The organism is Acidithiobacillus ferriphilus (assembly GCF_018854775.1).
Lineage (GTDB): Bacteria > Pseudomonadota > Gammaproteobacteria > Acidithiobacillales > Acidithiobacillaceae > Acidithiobacillus > Acidithiobacillus ferriphilus.
Genome location: NZ_JAAZTY010000015.1, coordinates 1 through 21,262, shown reverse-complemented (window position 1 = coordinate 21,262; position 21,262 = coordinate 1). Strand labels below are relative to the sequence as shown.

Genomic DNA, 21,262 nt, shown 5'->3' with positions numbered 1-21,262 from the left:
CTTTCGACAGCGGAATGTGAAAGTTGTTTTCCGGTTGCGTGGAACCTGTCAGCATGGCCAGTTTCACGGGAATATCCGCGTTATAAAGGGCTGCCGCACAAAACACGATAATCGCCGCATGCGTTAAGATATAGCCAATGCGGCTATAGCGACCCTTGCGGCCAAGAATGACCATACCGCCGTCACCACGGTCGTGCAGCTTCGGTCGATAGCCGCGTCCACGCAGAACGGCCACCACCATTTGTGTCGCAGAGTCCATGGGCAACGACGAAACGATTTCCGTCTTATTGGCCATACCCTGCGGGTCATATGCCGATGCCATGGCCGTATCCGGCTCGCGCATTTCCCTGATCATACGCGGTGTATTTCGGATCAGGCAGGTGCTGGTGGACAAGACGAGAAAACCCACAATAGCCAGATACCAATTCGTCCGGTAAACATTGTATAAACCAAGATCGCGAAAAACATCAAACCAGAACGGGCCAAACTTTAATGCATAGTCCTCGTAGGGTTGTTGCTGATTCAAAATCGTCCCAATAACAGAGGCAATCGCCAATAACACCAGCAGACTAACAGCCAACCTCATTGAACCAAGAAAGTTTACTACCGAACTGATTCGTGACGGTCCGGCAATTCTGGTAGTAGACTGCTTGGTCAAAGAGTGATCCCCTGATTAATTCGCACACAACCGGGTGCTAATATGTTATCCGTACCATTGGCTATTCTCTAACCGATGAGAGTTACCGAGCACCGCGTAAAACTTACTTCTTCGTCTTTTCCACTGCAACTTTTTCCAACCGAGAAACATTCATCATAATGCTGGTGTTAGGCGTCTCTGGAAGGGTTGGCATGGTCTCTTTGGGAAACTTGCCCGTGAGGCTGTCCAAAAAGGAAACAATATCGCTCACCTGCTTGTTCGTGACCGTCAGACCCAACTGGCACGCTGCCATGACTCGCACTGCAGTCTGCAGAGTCCCCACGGAGCCGTTGTGGAAATAGGGCGCTTCCAGGGCAACATTGCGCCAACTGGGAACCTTGAATACATGCATGTCTGCCGCTTTGTGGGTCACGTCGAAACGACCTGGATCATCCATGAGATGATATTTCTGTACATATTTGGCACAGACCGGATTGTGCGGCTGCACCGGGAATTTCTGGAACCACCCAGTTCCCATGGGCGTACCGGGGTTGTCAAACATCGGTCCGGCGTGGCACGACTCACATCCGAACGACCGGATTGTTTTCATGCCTGCTATGGCGCTGCTGCTAAGCGCCGCCTTATCGCCTTTGACGTAACGATCATACGGACTGCCTGGTGTTACCAGTGTACGTTCATAAGTGGCGATGGCCTGTGCAACGTGCTCGAAGGTGATAGGATTCTTGTCGCCGAATACCTTAGTAAATTCATCGCGATATCCGGGTATCTCTTGCAAGCGCTTGACCAGGTCCGCTGCATTTGGCATTCCCATTTCCACATGGTTGAGGATGGGACCTTTGGCCTGGGCCTCCAGGCTATTCGCACGACCATCCCAGAACTGCACGGTATTGAAGGCGGCATTAAAGACCGATGGCGCATGGCGAGGCGTGTCCACCCGGCCAAGCACCCCGAACGCAAGGGGCAAACCGTCACTGCCATTGCCCATGACGTTGTGACAGGTTTCACAGGATACATCGCCGGTAAGGGATAGTCGTGGATCAAAAAACAGTTGCTTACCAAGCGCGATTTTTGCGGGTGTCATCGGGTTGTTTGCCGGCACTGGAACCTTCAACGGGAACTCGCCGCCAAACGCGAATGCCACCTCGATGCCGCCCAGACAGATACCTACCGCCAGAACCGCACGAGCAATGACCTGCCTATACTGACGATGATCATATAGCTTTGCACTCTTTCCCATATCCCCTCCCAAATAAACAGAGCCGTCCCTTAGATTCATTATAAAAACAATTCATGGCATAAGTCTAGATCTGGTCAATGTGACGCGTTCGGGATCTCGGTCATGCTGCGCTGTTCCGCATGGTCTTCACCGCCTGCCTGGAAACCTCCTGGAGAGCGTAACTCCGATAGTGTGCACATGGTCATAGTCTCCCTGACTTGCTACAGAAGCCCTTTTGCGGGCGTTCTTGGTTGCCCAATGACTGGTTTTCAGTCGGGTCTGCCACGCCCTCTACTCTATCCCAAGGTTAAAGCGTTTCCTGCCTGACCGCCCATTGCTCCAGTTCTGCAGCCAGCGCCTGATAGCGCTGGGCGTCACGCAGCCCGGTGATGAAACGATGGGGAATTCCCTCCAGACCTACCTGGGCGCCCACGAGCGCACCCGTCAACAGCGCGCGGGACATATTTTGTCCGCCCCCGTTGATGGCGTGCAGTACGGCCGCTTCATAATCTTCCCGGAAACGACTGGCCAGGTAGTACGCCGCAGGCAGTTGGTGGTAAATGGCGCAGGGCATGCCGTAAACCAGGCTCACCTTCCAGGCGGGTTCAATGACGATGTCGGGCGACGTGAACTGACCTGCCTGCATTCCTTCGCCACCCTGCGACGGCGGAGAAATACTGGTCCAACGGGAAAATGCCCTACGCCAGGGATCTGACCACTTTTCGGCTTGGGATACGGCCAAGACGAACCTGCGCAAAAGCACCCTTTCCCATGATGTCTTGTCCTTCGGAGTGGGTTGATATGCGCCATAACTCTAGTTATCATAAGTGCATCCGCCCCTTGGCAGTAAGCACTCCCTTCCATCTTGGGGGTATGCTGATCCCTAGGGGCTTTCTTATGTCTGGTGACCAGATGATACTGCCGTCACTATGGCGGTCCGACGAAAGCCGCCGGCATTACGGACCAGCATGCGCTGAGCCCGCATCTCGGGGTCAGTTGCTGCTTGCAGGTAACTGCACTCACCCAGAGTCGGGCAACGGATCGATTCTCACAGAAAAATCAGGATTTCCGAATCCATCCAACCGAACAGCGCTACCGAGAGATCCAACTCAGAATCGTCTTTCCGAGTAGGGCTGACGAGTTGTGCGAGGAGAATGACGGTGGCCCGTGGATGCATTGTTTCTCGTCGAGCGATTACTTTCCATGCTTGCCACGACGATTGATGCTCGCCATTCACCCGCCTTGTTCTGATGGTTTACGGACAAGGTAATAGGGGTTTTGCACCGACACATGGATTCCTGATCCACCGATCCGGAAGGGTTTTACTGTGCCACCCGCCTGTGCCAATGGTTTTTATGATGGATTTTTGTGATGCAACTTACTGTTTTAGATGGTGCCCAGGGACGGAATCGAACCGCCGACACGAGGATTTTCAGTTTTGTTATATTTCAAAAAGTTATATTGTTGCGAATTGGGCGTGTTCGTGCACACTTATTCCATCCTATTATTTTCATTAGGTTTATAACGTTTTCCATTGTGTCGCGTTGGCATGGCTGCTGTACCGCCAATGTACCGTGCACTCTGGCCATGACCGTTATGGGGTATTGGCTTCGCCGCGCTTTCATGAGCACGCACCTTGCAGCGATTCCCTGGCAAAGTAAAGTACGCAGCGGCGCTTTTACAAAATCCCGCTCCATCCGCATCGAGGCAATACCAGCTTGACCGCTTCGACCCGAAACCCAGCCGTATAGCTCTGTACTTTCTTCCCCATAAAATCCTCCTCATCCACTATATCCAATCGAGTTAGAACTTCTTGCTCACCAAACGCAGGAACAACCGAGACAACCGTTCGGGCAAGTGCCGGAGGTTATCCAGAACCAGAAAATGTCCCGCACCAAAAATGTGTTCAACATATCGATCAGCGCCCAGATCGAGACTGACGCAAAAAATCTGCACACCACGTTGACGCGCCTCGATCACGGCATGGCGTGTATCCAGCAGCAGATGTTCGGGGTCGAAAACATCAATATCCGAAGGCTCGCCGTCGGTCACGATCAACATCACCCGATTGTGCGCGCCTTGGGTGAGCAACGACCAAGTCGCATGCCGGATGGCTGCGCCCATACGTGTGGAATAGCGCCCCTCTAGCCCTGCAAGGCGGGACTTAGCCTCAGCATCAAAGGGCTCATCAAAGCCCTTGACACTCAGATAATCCACCTGATGGCGCCCTTGAGAGTGGAACCCTGCCAGAGACAAAGCGGAACCCAGATCCATCGCCGTCTCAGCCAGCAGCAGAACCGCCTCGCGGGCCAGATCCAGAATGGGGCGCCTGCTGATTGGATCGAGGGTATTCACCGACTCGGAAAGGTCAAGTAGCAATGACAACGCCAGGACTTGGTCCTCCTGCGACCGCATGCGAATGAACACTCTTGGATCCGGTTCTCGCCCGTTCCGAATATCCGCCAGCGATCTCAGCGCCGCATCCAGATCCAGTTCATCCCCTGCTTCCTGCTTGCGAAGGCGCACTCGATGCCGACTGCGCAAGGCGCCGACCACACGACGCAGATTGGCCAGTAGCTGGCAGTTGGCAGAAAGAACAGCCGGCGCCCAATCTATATCGCCTTCAACCGCACTTCGTTCGAGCACAGAGCACCAGTTTTCCCGTTCGATACCCAGTCGGGCAAACCACTCCGGATAACTGAATCGATACTCCTCCTCATCTTCCCGTGTCCGGAAAAAAGTCAGTTGTGCACTCTCCGCGACCTCCTCGATTTGATAGCCAGCCTCTGTGTTTATTGCCGACAAGGGTACTTCGGTGAAGGCCAATTGCCGCCCCTCGGAAGCCTCCTCGAACTGCGCGCCCGGCTGTTCGCCCTGCGTGATTTCTTCGGCAGACCGCTCATCCTCTGGCAAAGGGTGCTCCTCATACCAGAGATGCTGATTGTCATCTCGGTAGACGGCCATCGGCGGCATGCTACCCTCGTCCATCGACAAGCGCATCTGGCCGATGTCGTGTGCCAAACGCAATCCGATTTCGCGGGCCATCCTTGGATCCTCAATTTCGGCGTACCGCTCCTGAAAGAGCATCACCGCCTTGCGAACCAGGAAGTCATCGTCGGTGGACCATTCCAACTTAAGCAGTCCGCGGGAAAGACGCCACACGAGTGTCGCAAAGGGGGTAGGGTTCGGCGGTACGGGTGGGTGCAAACCCAACCAGAGCCGACGCAACCCCGGGAAGAGTGAAAAGGCGAGGTGCTCGACCCGAGCGTCCTCAACTAGTTCAATCAAATGCCTCTGACGCGCATTCAGTGATTCCGGGTTCAACGGCTGGCTATACATGCGATGTGCGGCCGCATGAACCGCAGCCGCAATATAGACTCTCCGCGCCGTCACCGTGCCCTGTGGGGACAGCGACGACGGAAGACGAATGAATGTCTGATCGATATTCGGGCGGACCGATGCCGTCGAATCCGGCTGGGATGTCAATCCAACCAGATTGAATGGCTGCCCCCAAAGCGCAATCAGATACAAATTTAATAAATGTCGAACGTCCTCAAAGGACTGAGACGACGTGATTGAGTCCGCTTCCGATTTTTGAGGAAAAAAATTAGCCGTAGTGGTCTTCATGGAAACGGACATAAGCATTCGGGGTTATCGAAACGAAGAGACATCCTGAACATAGTGCCGCAGGGCCTGATGACGACCGAACGGTCTGGCCAAACCCGCATGCTGACTCGACCACAAGTCAGAGCCTGCGATATTTCAGGCAAATCGTACCTTCGGCATCAGTAATCAAGCCCGTGTTGTGTGGGTAGCCATCCGGGCTGTATTCCAATGGCCTGATGAGCATGATCTGAAAAACGGTGCCCCCGTTTCTAGTGGATCAATACCGTGCTGGGCAATCTCAAAACAGGCCTGTCCGGTGCTTATCATGCCTTTTAAGTTTCGGAAATATGCGCAACGTTATCTCTCCACCATGACTTACCGCTTCAACCGCCGTTTTAACCTGGCCACGTTACCCATGAGTTTGCTTCGTGCAGCCGGCAACATAAGACCCCGACCCGAGCACTGGCTCCGCGCAGCGGAATGATCGTGCTAATCAGGTTCTGTTTCATTTGTGACCACCCATATCCTGCTCGCTCGGGATACCCTGGATCGGGCATTCAGCGGTGCCGGGTGTCGAGCGCGTGATCTTCTCAACGTTTTCACGCGCCTTTGCCGGATCGGTGATCCAGGTTTTGTAGAACTCGTAAGGGCATTCCCCTGCGCCGTTCATGTCGTCGCCGGAATTGATCATGCCGGTGTAGCCGCGGTGCAGCAGCTTGTACAGGTGGTTCTGGCTCTGCCAGTTCTTGCGTGCATCACGAATCTGGGAAACGGACAACTCTGCGTACTGGATGCCGTATTCCTCTTCGCCACACTCGCCCAGCGTGCGGCCGTCAAACCCGACGATGGCCGAATGGCCGAAATAGGAATACACACCATCAAAGCCCGTGGCATTGGCAACGGCGACATAAGTGTTGTTCATCCAGGCCATGGCTTTTGCGACCATCACCTGCTGATCCTTGGCCGGATACATATAACCCTGGCAACGAACGATCAGTTCGGCGCCCTTCATGGCACAATCGCGCCAGATTTCAGGATAGTTACCATCGTCGCAGATGATCAGGCTGACTATCATTCCCTTGGGACCCTCGCTAACGTAGGTCTTGCCACCGGGATACCAGCCTTCAATCGGGCACCAAGGCATGATCTTGCGGTACTTCTGTACGATTTCTCCCTGATCGTTGATTAGAATCAACGTGTTGTACGGTGCCTTGTTCGGGTGCCCTTCGTGACGTTCGCCCGTCAGGGAGAACACGCCCCACGTCTTTACCTTGCGGCAGGCGGCGGCAAAGATTTCTGTCTCTTCGCCCGGAACGGTAGAGGCCGTTTCATACATTTCCTTCGGGTCGTACATGATCCCGTGGGTGCTGTACTCGGGGAAAATGACGAGGTCCATGCCCGGCAGGCCCTGCTTCATGCCCACGACCATATCCGCGATCTTGCGGGCATTGTCCAAAACTTCGGCCTTGGTATGCAGGCGCGGCATCTTGTAGTTGACGACGGCGACGCCGACCGTGTCTTTGCTGCTGGAAATATCTCCGTGACGCACAATGTCTCCTTTGTCTTTGTTTCCTAGGGCTCAGTGGCTAATCATCCATGGGCGTTTGGTGGGGAATCCCTTGGTACCATCGGCCGCGCACAACGTGGTCTTGGAGCCGGTGCCACAGCAACCGCAGCCTGGCGGATGCTTATGGGCGCGATACTCGCCGCTAGTCATAGGCGCGTGTGACGCGCGCTCGTTGGTAGCATGGCCTATACGCACGCTTGTCGACAGGGATGACATAGCCGGCGCCGATGCGATGACACGGTAAGCCTCCCGACCGCAAACTGGGCAATTGCAACTAGTGTTGCGCTGCGCCATGGGGCGAAGCGTATCGAAGATACCGCAGTTGTCGCACTGATATTCGTAAGTCGGCATGGAATGCTCCGAGCGGGTGTAGCCAGAACCGCACGTCTACTGCGCGGCCCGGGCCAGGGTAGATCAATCTTCGGAAAGCGGCAGGTCCACCCCGCCGGCGATGTGCTTGACCGGGCCTGCGGCGCTGGGGTTGATGTCGAACTCGAAGATCTCAGTGGGCAGCCACAGCGTGGCGCAGGCGTTGGGTATGTCTACCACGCCGCTGATATGTCCCTGCACCGGCGCTGTGCCAAGGATGGAGTAGGCTTGCGCCCCTGAATAACCGAACTTCTTTAGATACTCAATAGCGTTCAAACAAGCCTGACGATAGGCCACATGCACGTCAAGGTAGTGTTGCTGGCCCTGCTCGTCGACGGAGATGCCTTCGAATATCAGGTAATCCTTGTAGGTTGGGGTGATCGGGCTGGGCTTGAAGATGGGGTTCTGAATGCCGTACTTGGCCATACCACCCTTGATCAGGTTCACACGCAAATGCACCCAACCTGCCATCTCGATGGCACCGCAGAAGGTGATCTCGCCGTCGCCCTGACTAAAGTGGAGATCCCCAACTGACAGACCGGCACCATCCACGTAAACGGGGAAGAATATCTTGGACCCGCGCGACAGATCCTTGATGTCGCAGTTGCCTCCGTGCTCGCGCGGCGGCACGGTGCGCGCGCCCTCGGCGGCCGCCTTGTCGCGTGACTCACCCTTGAGCTTTCCCATGTGGGCGGTCTTGGCGAACGGCGGATTGGCCAGCGGTGGAACGCGGTCCGGTTTGGTGGCGATGAAGCCAACCTCCCGCTCGTTCCATATGTCAAGCATCTTCTTATCCGGCAGGCAGCCGATCAGGCCCGGGTGGATCAGGCCCGCATAGCTCACTCCCGGAACGTGGCGCGAACTAGTGAACATGCCGTGAAAATCCCAAATAGACTTCTGCGCCTTGGGAAAATGCTCAGTGAGAAATCCACCTCCGTTCTTCTTGCTGAAGAAGCCGTTGAAACCCCACAAACTGTCGGATTTAGCGCCGATGTCAAGCAAGTCCACCACAAGTAGATCGCCAGGTTCGGCATCCTTCACTCCCACGGGGCCAGAAAGAAAATGCACAGTGCTAAGATCAATATCACGCACATCGTCCGCACTATCGTCGTTCTTAATGTAGCCCCCAGTCCAATCGTAGGTCTCTAGGATAAACTCGTCTCCAGGTTTGACCCACACCGCCATTGGGATATCAGGATGCCAACGATTGTGAACTTGCTCGTTTTCATATGGCGACTGGCGCAGGTCAACAGATATTAGCGTTTCAGGCATAACTATTTCCTCACAAAGATGACAGACAGTCAGCAAGAAATGGACTTAACAGGAACGCCTTTAATTTCAGACTTACAGACATCTCCACATGTCGAATCCAGGCTACAGCACAAAGAGCAAATTGGCCCCTCGTGATGAGGACAGCACGCCATGTCCTCTTTTTCATACTCAAAACCGCAGGAAGAGCAAGTCAAAATATCATGATGTGTTCCCGCATGATACTGCGCGTCACGTGCAAGGTAATATTTACCCTTAGTTAGTATCGCGATGATCGGAGAGCAAATAAATGCTACGAAAAGCGCTATGAATGCACTGAATGCCGCTGCATATGCTCCAAACGCTCCAAAAAACGCGGCCACAGAAATAATAGACGCAATGACCATCGATCCAAAACCAACAGGATTGAAGTTATAAAGATGTGCACGTTTGAATTCTACATAGGAAGGGCTCAGCTTCAAAATGGGTTTATTGATAACAAGGTCGGCAACAACGGCACCAATCCACGCAACTGCAACATTGGAATAAAATCCAAGAATAGTGCCCAGGATGGAGAACATATTTCCTTCCATCAACGCAAGCGCTATCCCAACATTGAAGAAGATATAGATAACGCGTCCGGGATGCACATGAAGGATGCGAGAAAAGAAATTAGACCATGATAAAGATCCCGAATAGGCATTGGTTACATTAATCTTTATCTGCGACAAAAAGATAAACGAGGCTGCCACAGTCAACGCTACCGCAGCACTAGGGAAAACGTAACCAAAACTCGCAATATACATATGCACAGGCTGGTTCGCAGTAGCCAGTGGTGTACCGTGCGTAACCGCCACAGAAGAGAAGAAAGAGCCCATCAGCTGCTTGCTGGCTCCAAGAAGCACCCAACCGGGGCCAGCTGCCATCACGGCCAACCACCACATCCACTCCCGACCCTTTTTCTTCGCCGGCATGAAGCGAAGATAATCTGCCTGCTCGCCAATTTGTGCAATGAGAGAAAGAGCGATCCCCGCCGCAGTCCCGTAAAGCAGGGGATTGAATCCCGCACCACTAGGCGATTTTCCAGCAAACTGCATCCAGTTCGAAATACTAGAAGGATCTTTAATCAATACCGCGAGAACGGGAATAATCAAGAGCGTAATCCAGATAGGTTGCGTCCACTTCTGCAAAACAGAAAGCAAGGTCATGCCGAATACAACCAGCGGAATTATGACTAAAGATGATATAACGTAAGCAACTGCAAGCGGAACACCAAAAAAGATGTTGAACGCCTGTGACATTACGGACCCTTCTAGAGCGAAAAATATAAACGTAAATGACGCATAGATTACGGAGGTAATAGTTGACCCCATATATCCAAAGCCGGCTCCACGTGTCAGCAAGTCGACATCCACGTTATATTTTGCTGAATAATAAGCGATTGGAATCCCGGTAAGAAAAATAATGAGCGCTGCCGTCAATATCCCCCAGAAGGCGTTAGTGAAACCAAACTGAATTGCCAGAGATCCGCCTATGGCCTGGTCAGCCATATAGGCTATACCTCCCAAAGCAGCCATGGCAACGCCATATTCTGACCATGTTCTAAAGCTGGATGGTGCGTAGCGAAGAGAATAGTCCTCTAGTACAGGATTATTGACCAGCCCACCGAATACCCGTTTTGATCGGGATGTCTTGATGTTTTTAACATCAGAAACCATATCATCATTCTCCATAATTTATTTGCGTTAATTTTATCTACGTGTCACAACCGAGATAAGGACCCTAAGTTTCAGCTAGTCCCGCACCACGCGGTATCACAACAAATAAACACAAATTAGAAGCTGTAAACCATTTGAACTCCCACAAGACTGCTGTGGTTAGATAACCCATAAAGATTTCCACCAGCCGCATCCGCAGCATTTTGGTATAGGCCAAATGTTTTGTGATCAGACCAATCATAACGATATTCAATCTTACCGAGCAGCTCCGGAGTAAACTGGTAAAGGCCCGCCACAGTGAGTTCTTGGCGTACTGGACCACGGTTTGGATCGTTCGGGTTTGGCGCGAATCCACCTTGGTAGTTATAAGCGCCTGGCGAACCGGTAACAGAGGCTAGTCCGCCATTTTTGGTGTCATTGAAATAGTCGTAACGTAGTGTCACGCTCGCCGCGTCGGTAAGCTTGTAGTTTCCCAGCAACTCCGTACCCCAAGCTTGTCCGGTACCACCGTTTACAGCTCCTCCAGACGCGTTCTCAAGGAATAATTCCCAGCCCAACGTAATCGGACCACTGGCATATTGGCCGTCGAGATCGTTATAAATCAAATTGTACGTGGGTCCTGGAGCGGGTGTGGTGTTGGTATCTGCGACGGCTCCATAAAGCCAAAAACTCCATGGCGAGGAGCTGGGACTGTATCCTAGATAATATTGAAAGCTGGGAGTCTTTGAACTAGCGTTGAAAGCTGTATTGAAATTCCCTACCATGAATTTTGCTGAATAATGTCCGGCAATATATTCCGCGCCAAGGCCAGTGTAGTAACCGGGTTCAATATAGTCATAGGCGAGACTTTGGGTGACTGTTAATAGGGTGGGGGCGTAGGAACTTTCATACCCATCCCATGCAATGACTTGGCCGCCTGTTAATGTCCAATGATCACTTAATGGAACCTTAAATTGGGCTTTTTGTATTGGTTTGTTATAACCCATATTTGGCATAAAGCTTAAGTAGATGCCACTGCCATCTTTGAATGTTTTTGATACGTTCAGTTGAACTCCACCGATGGCACCTAAATTGGTTGAATAATATTCGTACGGGCCTGGCGCTGTTGTGCCTAAGTAAAAGGAGCTGATGTTTTGGTCTTGGCTATAGATGTAGGTTGGAGCAACATAACCAGATATATTAAATCCACCACCGAGGTCGCCACTTGCTGCATAGGCGGTCGCGCTGCTTGCCAGCAACCCAAAAGCAAGGAACTTTACTGATTTTCGTATGCGTTTTCTGCGGGTACACATAAATGCCAGTCTCCTATTGGTGTCAGCTTTAACATCACTGGAGGTTAGGCAAATATGGTGCCAGCTTAGTAGCAACAACTATCCCATTGAATGCAAGATACTTTTCATCATAACCATGCTAGTTTTTCTTGTCCGTTGCATCATGGTGGTGCATTACCATGCAATCTGAACCGTTAGGGTGCATTACCATTGAAACAGCCGAGTTCTGGCTCAGGTGACAAAGCGGAACCAGGAAATGACTTCTCGGACTGAGGCGCAGAAGAGGTTTGTCGATCCTTATAGACACAGTGCAGCGGGTTTCTAGGAGCAACGCGATCCCTCAAACAGCGACTACCGGATGCGCTCAGATATGTAAGCTGCTATCTGTGCAAGCCCAATACCGGTTTTAAGATTGCTAAATAGAAAAGGGCGGTCCCCACGCATAAGCCGCGCATCGCGCTCCATTGTCTCCAGGCTTGCCCCGACGTAGGGCGCCAGATCAATCTTGTTGATGACTAAGAGGTCAGAGCGTGTGATCCCAGGGCCACCTTTTCTGGGTATTTTGTCTCCAGCGGCGACATCAATGACGTAAATACTCAGATCCACTAACTCCGGACTGAACATTGCGGCCAAATTATCACCGCCACTCTCCACGAACAGCAACTGGACGCCTGGAAAGCGTATTTCCAAGTCCTCTAATGCCGCCATATTCATGGAAGCATCTTCGCGTATCGCGGTGTGCGGACATCCGCCCGTTTCCACCCCAACGATACGATCAGCGTCCAACGCCCCATGACGAACCAGAAACTCGGCATCTTCCCGCGTGTAAATATCGTTAGTCACAACCGCAATGTCATACCGCTCTCGCAAGTAATTGCACAGCGCCTCAACCAGTGCTGTTTTCCCAGACCCAACCGGTCCAGCTATACCTACGCGCAGAGCATCCATAGCAACTCCTTCAGAATGGTCGCCGAGAAAATGTAAAGTTAGGTGTTAACATCAACTCCGAAAGAGTCTACTGTATTGGGACTCATGGCTCATGGCAGCCAGCGACTGGCCAGCACCCCATACATAGAGTTCGTCATCGGTCACAGTTAGTGCATATGATGCGGCGTCTTCCAATCTATCTTGCAGTTGCCAGAGAATTTTTTGTCCACTCATTTGGCCGATGGGTATGAGTTTTACTCCTGCAGTTACCAGGTTGTTGAGCCAGCTGTGCAGGTAAGCAACGATTGCTGCATGCACGGGGATACCCCACTGCGCTGTCAACACAGCATATACTGCCGTGAAATTAGCCAGCGGTTTCTCTGAAAGCGGTGCATCGTGGACATTCATCGCAATCCGCCACAATGCTCGGCCCATGGTCCAACTCTGCTCACGCAGCTCCTCGCTCTCCCTACTCGCGGAAATCCAGGCATCCCAGTAATGTTGGCCTGCCATATCGTCGTTTTTTCGCGCGTCGAATACCCGTTTGACGATCGCGGCATCCACGCGAATCGCACCATAGCACAGTGAGTCGCTGAGCCAGCCAGCGAGATCATCGGGTTTTCGGACAATCTCGGATTCCACAAGATGTTCCAACCCTTCTGAATACGCAAACGCACCCACCGGTAGCGCAGCGCTGCTCAATTGCAGCAATCTCCCCAGAGCGGTGACATCAACAAGGTCCATATAGTTCAGGCATGATGGTGTCTATAGGCTCCAGCGTCTGGCAGGAAGGGGGTCATTTCGGACATCACCTGCAATCCACCCAACCCCTCTAACAAATGCAGTAACACATGGTCTGGCTTGATTCGTAAATATTCCTGGGTGATTTCCATCGCTATGTGGCGATTTCCCAGATGGTAGGCCGCTCGCAGTAGCGACAGTGGGTGATCCGCGCGGATGGTGTAGACGGCCTCATCCTGCGCCAAAACGCGCACCACAGGTTCGCCGGAAGCCGTCAGCAGGACATCACCCGGCTGAAGGACCGTGCCGCGCGGCAGTTGCAGTTGAATCGGCTCTCCGCCGGGAATGAGCAAACGGTGGCGAGCGCGTTCACGTTCCTCGGCGGCCAGCGGGATACCGACCAGATCAAGGCGGTCGGCAGATTGGGAATGATCGCGTGCAGTAATCGTCAGCATAATCAGAACAAAAAGTAGCGTTGGGCAAGTGGTAAGTCTACTGCCGGATCACAAGTCAGCAATTCGCCGTCTGCCCTGACTGCGTAGCTTTGTGGATCCACCTCAAGATGTGGCAGGGCATCGTTGTTCTTCATATCCTGCTTGCCAACGGCTCTGGTGTTCTGTACGGGCAGCACGCTACGCTGCAGTCCTAATTGCCCGGCCATGCCGTTTTCCCAGGCAAACTGGGACATAAAGGTAATCGAAGTATTCTGAAGAGCCTTTCCGAACGCTGCAAACATGGGACGTCCGTAAACAGGTTGCGGAGTAGGAATACTTGCATTGGTATCGCCCATCTGTGCCCAGGCAATCATACCACCCTTGAGTACGAGCTCAGGTTTAACCCCAAAAAATGCGGGCCGCCACAATACGAGGTCCGCCAGTTTGCCAATTGCAATAGAGCCGAGGTGATCCGCCATACCGTGGGTGAGTGCTGGGTTAATCGTGTACTTCGCGATGTATCGTTTCACCCGCAGGTTATCATGGGTGGCCGGATCCCCCGGAAGGCTGCCGCGCTGCTCTTTCATCTTGTGGGCTGTTTGCCAGGTGCGCAAGATCACTTCCCCTACTCGCCCCATAGCCTGAGAGTCTGAGGCCATCATGGATATGGCGCCCAGATCGTGCAGGATGTCTTCGGCCGCGATGGTCTCACGACGGATACGGGATTCGGCAAAGGCGAGATCCTCAGCGATGCTAGGATCCAGATGGTGACAGACCATGAGCATGTCGAGGTGCTCTTCCACAGTATTCACCGTGTAGGGCCGTGTGGGATTGGTGGAGGATGGTAATACATTAGATTCGCCGCAAACTTTAATGATATCAGGAGCGTGCCCTCCTCCGGCACCTTCTGTATGGTAACTATGAATGGTACGACCTTTGAAAGCGTTAATGGTATTTTCGACAAATCCGGCTTCATTCAGCGTGTCTGTGTGTATGGCTACTTGCACGTCGTAGACATCAGCAACAGTCAAACAGCAATCAATAGCGGCTGGGGTAGTGCCCCAATCTTCGTGTAACTTCAAACCGATAGCTCCTGCTTCAATCTGCTCGCGCAGGCCCTCCGGGCGAGAAGAGTTACCTTTACCCAAGAAACCCAGGTTCATGGGAAAGGCCTCGGCAGAAAGCAGCATTTGTTGCAAATACCACGGTCCGGGCGTACAGGTCGTCGCATTGGTGCCCGCGGCAGGGCCGGTACCACCTCCAATCATGGTGGTAATGCCTGACGCCAGCGCCGTTTCTATCAGTTGCGGGCAAATAAAGTGTATGTGTGAATCAACACCGCCGGCAGTAAGCACCATTCCCTCACCGGCAATGATTTCGGTGCCGGGTCCGATGATGATAGTCACACCCTCCTGCGTATAGGGATTACCTGCTTTACCAATGGCAGCAATACGCCCCAACCGTATGCCGACATCCGCCTTGATGATGCCCCACCAGTCAATAATAACCGCATTGGTGATGACGAGGTCCATGGCACCATCCGCATGGGTGATCGGAGATTGTCCCATGCCGTCACGAATGACCTTCCCGCCGCCAAATTTAACTTCATCGCCATAATGGGTCAGATCCCGTTCGATCTGAATTAGGAGCTGCGTGTCAGCCAGTCGCATGCGGTCTCCTGTAGTGGGGCCGTAATGCTCGGCATACGCACGTCTATCCATTTGCGCCATAGTTTTATGCTTCCTTCAGCGGACCGTTCACGAATCCGTTAAAACCAAAAACCTGACGAAGCCCGCCATAGGGGATCAACGTCACCGCCCGCTCGTCACCAGGTTCGAAACGAATAGCCGTTCCCGCAGGGATGTCCAGCCGCATTCCGTATGCTACTTCCCGATTAAAAGTAAGGGCAGCGTTGGCCTCGTAAAAATGGTAATGGGAACCCACCTGTATCGGCCGATCACCGACGTTGGTAACCTGCATAGCAACGCGCGGGCGTCCAACGTTCAGTTCAATCGCACCATCTGCACTGATAATTTCACCGGGAATCATTTCAAATCAATCCTTTCCAATGCGGCTAGCGGATAGGCAGATGAACAGTCACTAGTTTGGTTCCATCCGGAAAGGTAGCTTCTACCTGTACTTCCGCAATCATCTCTGGCACCCCGTCCATAACCTCTTCACGTTTCAATACTTGGCTCCCTTCGCTCATCAACTGACTGACAGACTTGCCGTCTCGGGCGCCCTCCAGAATCGCTGCAGAAATATAGGCAACGGCTTCGGGATAATTGAGCTTGAGACCGCGTTCTTTACGCCGTTCAGCCAGTAAAGCGGCTGTAAAAATCAATAACTTGTCTTTTTCCTGCGGGGTAAGATGCATAAAATCCTCTTATTCAGGTGCTCCAGACACGCGGTGAGCAAGCCGGTCGATGCAAAAATTGTCGGCGCACGATATCCCAGATGGCCACGAACCACGCTCGTGCGTTAGCCGTAGACGGTCCCCGGTAACGCGCTGTCATTCCACATTCGAGTCGAGTCACACCCGCGTCACCTTCCCAGTCCCGAGATCGCCACCATAACCTGCACGCCTCAACGAGCTCCCGATCAACCGGCGCACCTACCCAAGCCAGCGTGGCCATAACGGCATTCCCATTCAACCCAAAAGGCGAGCCCAGAAGTCCGCTACCTCCGTCTAATCGCTGCCGGTCTATCCAGAGTGGGCGACCTTTCCGCCATACTTCTGTCGTTGATTTCCAGCAACCCCGCGAAAATCTCTCACCAGAGGCACTTCGCCCAAAACGGGTAATTTCCCAGCCTAGCCAGAAGCCTTTTGCATCCAGCTCGATCCGCGACTGCTGATGCCAATATGCACCATCAAAAAGTATGGTCTCCTGTGGTAGCCATTCCAGACAAGCATCAGTACCCACCGTAATTTCCATACTCTGGTATGCATTTGTGGTACTACGATACACCTTGGTTGCTCCGGGACTGGTGAGCAACACGTGGGTATCTTTGGCGAGATCAACATGGATATGTAATTGATCGTCATTGGCCACCCCGCCCGGGGGATGGAGAATGATCCCATGACAAACCTCCGGACCTTCTGGATACAATGGCCGTTGAAAGGCCAAGGGCAAGACCGCCTCTTGTCGCTTTAACATGGTGTTGCCTTGTCTAGCCACGAAGGACAGCGAGAGATTCCCTTCCCAAGAGCACAACTTAATTTTTTCACCTCGCTAAAATATATTGCGTCCACTCCGAAGTGTCGTAGGGCGCGATATAAAGAAATCGTCTACCATAATTTTCTATGAAACCATCCAGAAAATTGGGCGGCTATGCCGCCCGAAGCACTTCTTAGGGAGTCACTCACAGTCATGGAGTCCACCACTAACGCCATGACTAGAAGATAATAGCAAATACCGCGCCACAACTTGCGGGCTAGTGTTTTCAGGCGACGTTCGCCAGCACGGAGATATCGGCCCAATGATCATTTTGTGTGTTATCATTCTAATTCTATTTAACATGCTAGACTGCGAAAATATCCTCGTAAGGACTTTTTCAGCGAACAACAAAGTCGGACGCACGAAGCGCCAACTTCTGCCGATCTGGGAAAGCCATACCGTATGCGCACCGATATGGTGCATACTCGCGAAAAAACTGCTTTCCGCTTTGTTTTAGTGCATACCCTGACCCCGGGGGCCGGGGGCTGCTATTAACGCTGTAATTTAACAAGATACCCCCCTCAGCCCTGTATGGAACGCAGATAAGCACGCCATCCTTTGAAATCCGTGATGTCTACGGCATTGGCGATGCCAACACCCTCGCATATGAACCCATTAACATGGCTGCCATCGAAGAGTTCGACGGTACCGATGCCTAGCGGCGCGGGGATACCGTTGACAAAGGATCCGAAGGCCGCGGCAGACATCTCCCACACCTCGCAGCCGATCGCCTTACCCCCATGGGCAACGCGGATCAGCCCGGGACGCTTGCCGTCGGTCAGGGCGTATAGCCGATAGCAAGAGGCAGTACTGGTGTCGCTTATCAGCCGGCCACCGCGTGAAGTGATTTGATGATTGAGCGGTAGCCCGCTGAGGTGGGCACCGACCACCGCGACCCGCACCTGCCCGCTGGGCGCTGCTGCGGCCACAATTTCCACTGGTGGCGGCATGGTTTCCACAGCGCCGTTGGGCACGGAGTCTGTCAACTGCCAACGCTCAGCCAGATGTAGCAGCGGCACATCCTGATGCGCTTGGGAAAACAGCGTGACGCCGAACGGCAGGCCGTCAACGCGGAATCCGGCCGGCACCGCCACTGCCGCGTAATCCAGCAGATTCATGAAATTGGTATAGTAGCCCAGGTCGGTATTCCTAGCCACGGGTTCGGCCAGCAGTTGGGCGCGGGTAAAAATAGTGCCTGCTGTAGGTGTAAGAACGCAATCCACCTGCTGCCAAATGCAATCGCATTTTCGCTTGAGCTCCTGTAACCGGTAAAGCGCGGCGAATGCATCTGCAGCCAGCGGCTTGGCTCCTCCCAGGGTGATATCGCGGGTGACTGGAAATAATGTATCGGGGTAAGTATTAATAAAACTGCGGATGGCATGGTAACGTTCAGCCACCCAAGGGCCGCCGTAAAGCAGACGAGCGGTTTCCAGGAAGGGGGCGAAGTCCAGTTCGACGCGCTCGCCGCCCAGCGATTCGAGCCGCGTCACAGATGCGTCGAACAAACGCCCGTATTGGTCGTCCCCAAAAAAGTTCAGGTCCTTGGCCGCTGGCACGCCGAAGCGAAAACGCGGCGCACGGCCAAAGTCAAAACCGTGGGGCTGGATCGTGCGTGAATAAGGATCAGATGTATCCTCCCCCAGTGCAGCCGCAAAGACCCGCTGGGCGTCCTGCGCACTCAGAGCGAATATCGATACACTGTCTAGGGAACGGCAGGCTGGTACTACGCCGGAGGTAGACAGCAGGCCGCAGGTCGGTTTGAGTCCAACAAGATTGTTGAAAGCCGCCGGTACGCGGCCAGAACCGGCAGTATCTGTGCCCAATGAAAAACTCGCCAGACCCAGCGCTACAGCCACCGCCGATCCGGCACTCGATCCACCGGAGATGTAGTCCGGAGCGAAGGCGTTGCGGCAGGCACCATAGGGCGAGCGTGTGCCATTCAAGCCGGTGGCAAACTGGTCGAGATTGGTCTTACCCATGGCGATAGCGCCGGCATCTATCAGCTTCTGCACCACCATAGCAGAGTTCTTGGGCGTATAGGCAAAGTCAGGACAGGCACAGGTAGTAGGTACGTCAACCAGATCCATGTTGTCCTTGATGGCGAAAGGCACCCCGTAGAGCGGCAGTCCCTCCATGTCTTGGCCTTCCAACTCCCGCGTGCGCATGAGCAAATGTTCACGCTGCGGCGGAGTGATCCAGATTGCATGATCCGTATAGCGGGCAGAACGCTCAAGCAACTCCTCCACCAAACTCGTCGGGGTAAGTTGCCCGGAGCGGTAGGCTGACCGCAAGTTGTGTATATACAGGCTACTAGACATTCAGATCTCCATCAGTGTCAGCACGTTCTGTCCAGCACTCACCGCTTCGCCTTCGCGGCAGAGCAGACGATCAATGACACCAGAGGTAGGCGCCTCGACGGTCATCTCCATTTTCATGGACTCTAAAATAATCAGCGGATCATTGGCCTGTACTCGTTCACCCGCTTTGACCAGAATCCTCCACACGCTGCCGGCGATAGGGCTAACCACTGGGTGCGCACCGGCGGTCAGATCCATATCCATGTCACCCGCGTCCTCATCCACCGTTGCGTCGCTGATCCAGTTAGCTTGGCCAGATTGGGTCCAGCGCTCGCGCTCCTCGGCGAAAGCCTGACGCTGGCGATCCCGAAATGCGGCGATATCGTCAGCATTGTCGGTTACAAAACGCCGATAATCCGCAATACGAAAAGTATCTTCACGAATATCCAGAAGGTAGCGTCCGTGCATGAAGTCGGTGCGGATGGTTTCCAGCTCTGTCGTACTGACGGGGAAGAAACGGATCTGGTCGAAAAAACGCAGGAGCCAAGGCTTACCATCGGTAAATTGCGCAGTCTGCCGCCAGCGGTTCCACATCTGCAGGGTGCGGCCTACGAACTGGTAGCCGCCTGGCCCCTCCATACCGTAAACACACATATAGGCACCGCCGATACCCACAGCGTTTTCCGGGGTCCAGGTGCGCGCTGGATTGTATTTGGTGGTGACCAGGCGGTGACGCGGGTCCAGTGGCGTAGCCACCGGCGCGCCAAGGTACACATCGCCCAGACCCAGCACCAGATAGCTGGCGTCGAACACGATTCGACGTACATCTTCCATGCTGTCCAACCCGTTGATACGGCGTATGAACTCGATGTTGGATGGACACCAGGGGGCCTCTCTGCGTACCCCTGTCATATATTTCTCGATAGCCAACCGGGTGGCGGGATCGTCCCAGGACAGCGGCAAATGCACGATGCGCGTTGGCACTTCCATGAGATCCACGGCAGGCAATTCATCTTCGGCGCCGCGCAACACCGCAAGGAGTTTTGTCAGCGATAACGTGCGATTGTCATAATGGATTTGTAGCGATCTAATGCCTGGGGTGAGGTCGATAACGCCGGGCAAGTTGCGCATACGCAGGTTTTCCATCAGCGCATGGACGCGAAAGCGTAGCTCCAGATCCAGTACCAGCGGTCCGTATTCAACCAGCAGGTGTTTATCGCCGGCTACGCGATAGGCCACTCCCACCGGATGTCGCGGCGTGTCATATCGGCCGACGATAGGTGATTCCAATGCCGGTGTTGCGTCCAGCGGCGGGTCCAGAAAAGTGGACAGGTTTTCGAGCGCCGCGTCTTGCGCGCATTCCAGGCGGGTAGCTTCTTCCAGACTAACGGGCACGAAGCGTACGGTATTGCCTGGCCGCAACTGGCCCATCTTCCATAGGTCAGCAGCAACAATCACCGCGGGACAGACAAAGCCACCCAAGCTTGGGCCGTCCGGGCCGAGCAGAATCGGCATGTCACCGGTGAAGTCCACCGCGCCGATGGCGTAGGCATTGTCGTGAATATTCGAAGGATGCAAACCGGCCTCGCCACCGTCGCTACGCGCCCAGCGCGGCCGCGGGCCAATGAGACGCACTCCGGTGCGGTTGGAGTTGTAGTGCACCTCCCAGTCGGTGGCGAAGAACATCGCCACATCAGCGTCGGTAAAAAAATCCGGCGCGCCGTGCGGCCCGTAGCGCACAGCGATTTCCCAATGCTCGGTATAAGCCGGCAAAGCCTGTGGCGCCACGCGTCGCCCAGACTGAGACTGCGGGTTGGCACCTAAATGCAGCACATCACCGGTGCGCAGAGTGCGCCCGGCGTGACCACCGAACTGGCCGAGCGTGAAGGTGGCGCGACTGCCCAGATAGAGCGGCGTGTCGAAGCCGCCCGCCACTGCCAAATAGGCGCGGCAGCCAGCGCCGCTCAGGCTACCGAACCTAAGCACGCCGCC

19 protein-coding genes and 1 pseudogene are annotated in these 21,262 nt (G+C 53.9%); 1 reads left to right on the top strand and 19 read right to left on the bottom strand.

Annotation, left to right across the window (positions count from 1 at the left end; translation table 11 throughout):
* The 5 genes from HF921_RS01300 to HF921_RS01285 all read right to left on the bottom strand — a co-directional run.
* Positions 1–658, bottom strand: a 658-nt coding sequence (locus tag HF921_RS01300; protein ID WP_226834262.1) for a cytochrome c biogenesis protein ResB, incomplete at its 3' end; no start/stop codon positions are given.
* 103 nt (positions 659–761) lie between these two features.
* Complete coding sequence (locus HF921_RS01295) at positions 762–1,907, bottom strand: cytochrome-c peroxidase (RefSeq protein ID WP_226834261.1); 1,146 nt, start codon at positions 1,905–1,907, stop codon at positions 762–764.
* A 274-nt stretch (positions 1,908–2,181) separates the two neighbouring features.
* Positions 2,182–2,616 (bottom strand): ADP-ribosylglycohydrolase family protein, encoded by a 435-nt coding sequence (locus tag HF921_RS01290; protein ID WP_226834260.1) that lies wholly within the window; start codon positions 2,614–2,616, stop codon positions 2,182–2,184.
* Between the two features lie 306 nt (positions 2,617–2,922).
* On the bottom strand, positions 2,923–3,051 hold the full coding sequence (locus HF921_RS13395; RefSeq protein ID WP_264318178.1) for a hypothetical protein: 129 nt from the start codon (positions 3,049–3,051) through the stop codon (positions 2,923–2,925).
* A 626-nt stretch (positions 3,052–3,677) separates the two neighbouring features.
* Entirely contained in the window at positions 3,678–5,162 is a 1,485-nt protein-coding gene (locus HF921_RS01285) for a nitric oxide reductase activation protein NorD (protein WP_215893161.1), read from the bottom strand.
* 591 nt (positions 5,163–5,753) lie between these two features.
* On the opposite strand from HF921_RS01285, the pseudogene HF921_RS13260 reads away from it, so the two are divergent.
* Positions 5,754–5,964: pseudogene (locus HF921_RS13260) on the top strand (transposase); the annotation flags it as partial.
* A 21-nt stretch (positions 5,965–5,985) separates the two neighbouring features.
* Here the strand turns inward: HF921_RS13260 and HF921_RS01280 are convergent.
* The 14 genes from HF921_RS01280 to HF921_RS01215 all read right to left on the bottom strand — a co-directional run.
* Entirely contained in the window at positions 5,986–7,029 is a 1,044-nt protein-coding gene (locus HF921_RS01280) for an aliphatic amidase (protein ID WP_215893160.1), read from the bottom strand.
* Between the two features lie 30 nt (positions 7,030–7,059).
* Positions 7,060–7,398: an FmdB family zinc ribbon protein gene (locus tag HF921_RS13615; protein ID WP_215893159.1), complete on the bottom strand. Its 339-nt coding sequence runs from the start codon at positions 7,396–7,398 to the stop codon at positions 7,060–7,062.
* Between the two features lie 63 nt (positions 7,399–7,461).
* Complete coding sequence (fmdA, locus tag HF921_RS01270) at positions 7,462–8,688, bottom strand: formamidase (protein ID WP_215893158.1); 1,227 nt, start codon at positions 8,686–8,688, stop codon at positions 7,462–7,464.
* Positions 8,689–8,717: 29 nt separating this feature from the next.
* Positions 8,718–10,397, bottom strand: coding sequence for a purine-cytosine permease family protein (locus HF921_RS01265; protein WP_215893157.1), 1,680 nt, complete (start codon positions 10,395–10,397; stop codon positions 8,718–8,720).
* A gap of 101 nt (positions 10,398–10,498) precedes the next feature.
* Positions 10,499–11,674, bottom strand: a complete 1,176-nt coding sequence (locus tag HF921_RS01260) for a DUF3138 family protein (RefSeq protein WP_215893156.1) — start codon at positions 11,672–11,674, stop codon at positions 10,499–10,501.
* A 330-nt stretch (positions 11,675–12,004) separates the two neighbouring features.
* Positions 12,005–12,601 carry an urease accessory protein UreG gene (gene ureG / locus HF921_RS01255; RefSeq protein WP_215893155.1) on the bottom strand — a complete coding sequence of 199 codons (597 nt, stop codon included), beginning with the start codon at positions 12,599–12,601 and terminating at the stop codon, positions 12,005–12,007.
* A gap of 51 nt (positions 12,602–12,652) precedes the next feature.
* Positions 12,653–13,282 carry an urease accessory protein UreF gene (locus HF921_RS01250; protein WP_215893154.1) on the bottom strand — a complete coding sequence of 210 codons (630 nt, stop codon included), beginning with the start codon at positions 13,280–13,282 and terminating at the stop codon, positions 12,653–12,655.
* Positions 13,283–13,329: 47 nt separating this feature from the next.
* Complete coding sequence (ureE, locus tag HF921_RS01245) at positions 13,330–13,776, bottom strand: urease accessory protein UreE (protein WP_215893153.1); 447 nt, start codon at positions 13,774–13,776, stop codon at positions 13,330–13,332.
* A 2-nt stretch (positions 13,777–13,778) separates the two neighbouring features.
* Entirely contained in the window at positions 13,779–15,485 is a 1,707-nt protein-coding gene (gene ureC, locus HF921_RS01240; RefSeq protein WP_215893152.1) for an urease subunit alpha, read from the bottom strand.
* Positions 15,486–15,489: 4 nt separating this feature from the next.
* Entirely contained in the window at positions 15,490–15,804 is a 315-nt protein-coding gene (locus HF921_RS01235; protein ID WP_215893151.1) for an urease subunit beta, read from the bottom strand.
* Positions 15,805–15,829: 25 nt separating this feature from the next.
* Positions 15,830–16,132 carry an urease subunit gamma gene (locus tag HF921_RS01230; protein ID WP_215893150.1) on the bottom strand — a complete coding sequence of 101 codons (303 nt, stop codon included), beginning with the start codon at positions 16,130–16,132 and terminating at the stop codon, positions 15,830–15,832.
* Positions 16,133–16,145: 13 nt separating this feature from the next.
* A complete protein-coding gene (locus HF921_RS01225) occupies positions 16,146–16,913 on the bottom strand; it encodes an urease accessory protein UreD (RefSeq protein WP_215893149.1) in 768 nt (255 codons plus the stop codon).
* A gap of 581 nt (positions 16,914–17,494) precedes the next feature.
* Positions 17,495–19,291 (bottom strand): allophanate hydrolase, encoded by a 1,797-nt coding sequence (gene atzF, locus HF921_RS01220; protein ID WP_215893148.1) that lies wholly within the window; start codon positions 19,289–19,291, stop codon positions 17,495–17,497.
* The coding region (locus HF921_RS01215) for a carboxyltransferase domain-containing protein (protein ID WP_215893147.1) at positions 19,292–21,262 on the bottom strand (1,971 nt) is incomplete at its 5' end.

What these genes read in the sequence shown, in the direction of transcription:
- ureC (WP_215893152.1), bottom strand. Translation starts at nt 15,485, where the DNA reads ATGGCGCAAATGGATAGACGTGCGTATGCCGAGCATTACGGCCCCACT.
- ureG (WP_215893155.1), bottom strand. Translation starts at nt 12,601, where the DNA reads ATGGATGCTCTGCGCGTAGGTATAGCTGGACCGGTTGGGTCTGGGAAA.
- fmdA (WP_215893158.1), bottom strand. Translation starts at nt 8,688, where the DNA reads ATGCCTGAAACGCTAATATCTGTTGACCTGCGCCAGTCGCCATATGAA.
- HF921_RS01230 (WP_215893150.1), bottom strand. Translation starts at nt 16,132, where the DNA reads ATGCATCTTACCCCGCAGGAAAAAGACAAGTTATTGATTTTTACAGCC.
- HF921_RS01235 (WP_215893151.1), bottom strand. Translation starts at nt 15,804, where the DNA reads ATGATTCCCGGTGAAATTATCAGTGCAGATGGTGCGATTGAACTGAAC.
- atzF (WP_215893148.1), bottom strand. Translation starts at nt 19,291, where the DNA reads ATGTCTAGTAGCCTGTATATACACAACTTGCGGTCAGCCTACCGCTCC.
- HF921_RS01265 (WP_215893157.1), bottom strand. Translation starts at nt 10,397, where the DNA reads ATGGAGAATGATGATATGGTTTCTGATGTTAAAAACATCAAGACATCC.
- HF921_RS01260 (WP_215893156.1), bottom strand. Translation starts at nt 11,674, where the DNA reads ATGTGTACCCGCAGAAAACGCATACGAAAATCAGTAAAGTTCCTTGCT.
- HF921_RS13395 (WP_264318178.1), bottom strand. Translation starts at nt 3,051, where the DNA reads ATGCATCCACGGGCCACCGTCATTCTCCTCGCACAACTCGTCAGCCCT.
- ureE (WP_215893153.1), bottom strand. Translation starts at nt 13,776, where the DNA reads ATGCTGACGATTACTGCACGCGATCATTCCCAATCTGCCGACCGCCTT.
- HF921_RS13615 (WP_215893159.1), bottom strand. Translation starts at nt 7,398, where the DNA reads ATGCCGACTTACGAATATCAGTGCGACAACTGCGGTATCTTCGATACG.
- HF921_RS01225 (WP_215893149.1), bottom strand. Translation starts at nt 16,913, where the DNA reads ATGTTAAAGCGACAAGAGGCGGTCTTGCCCTTGGCCTTTCAACGGCCA.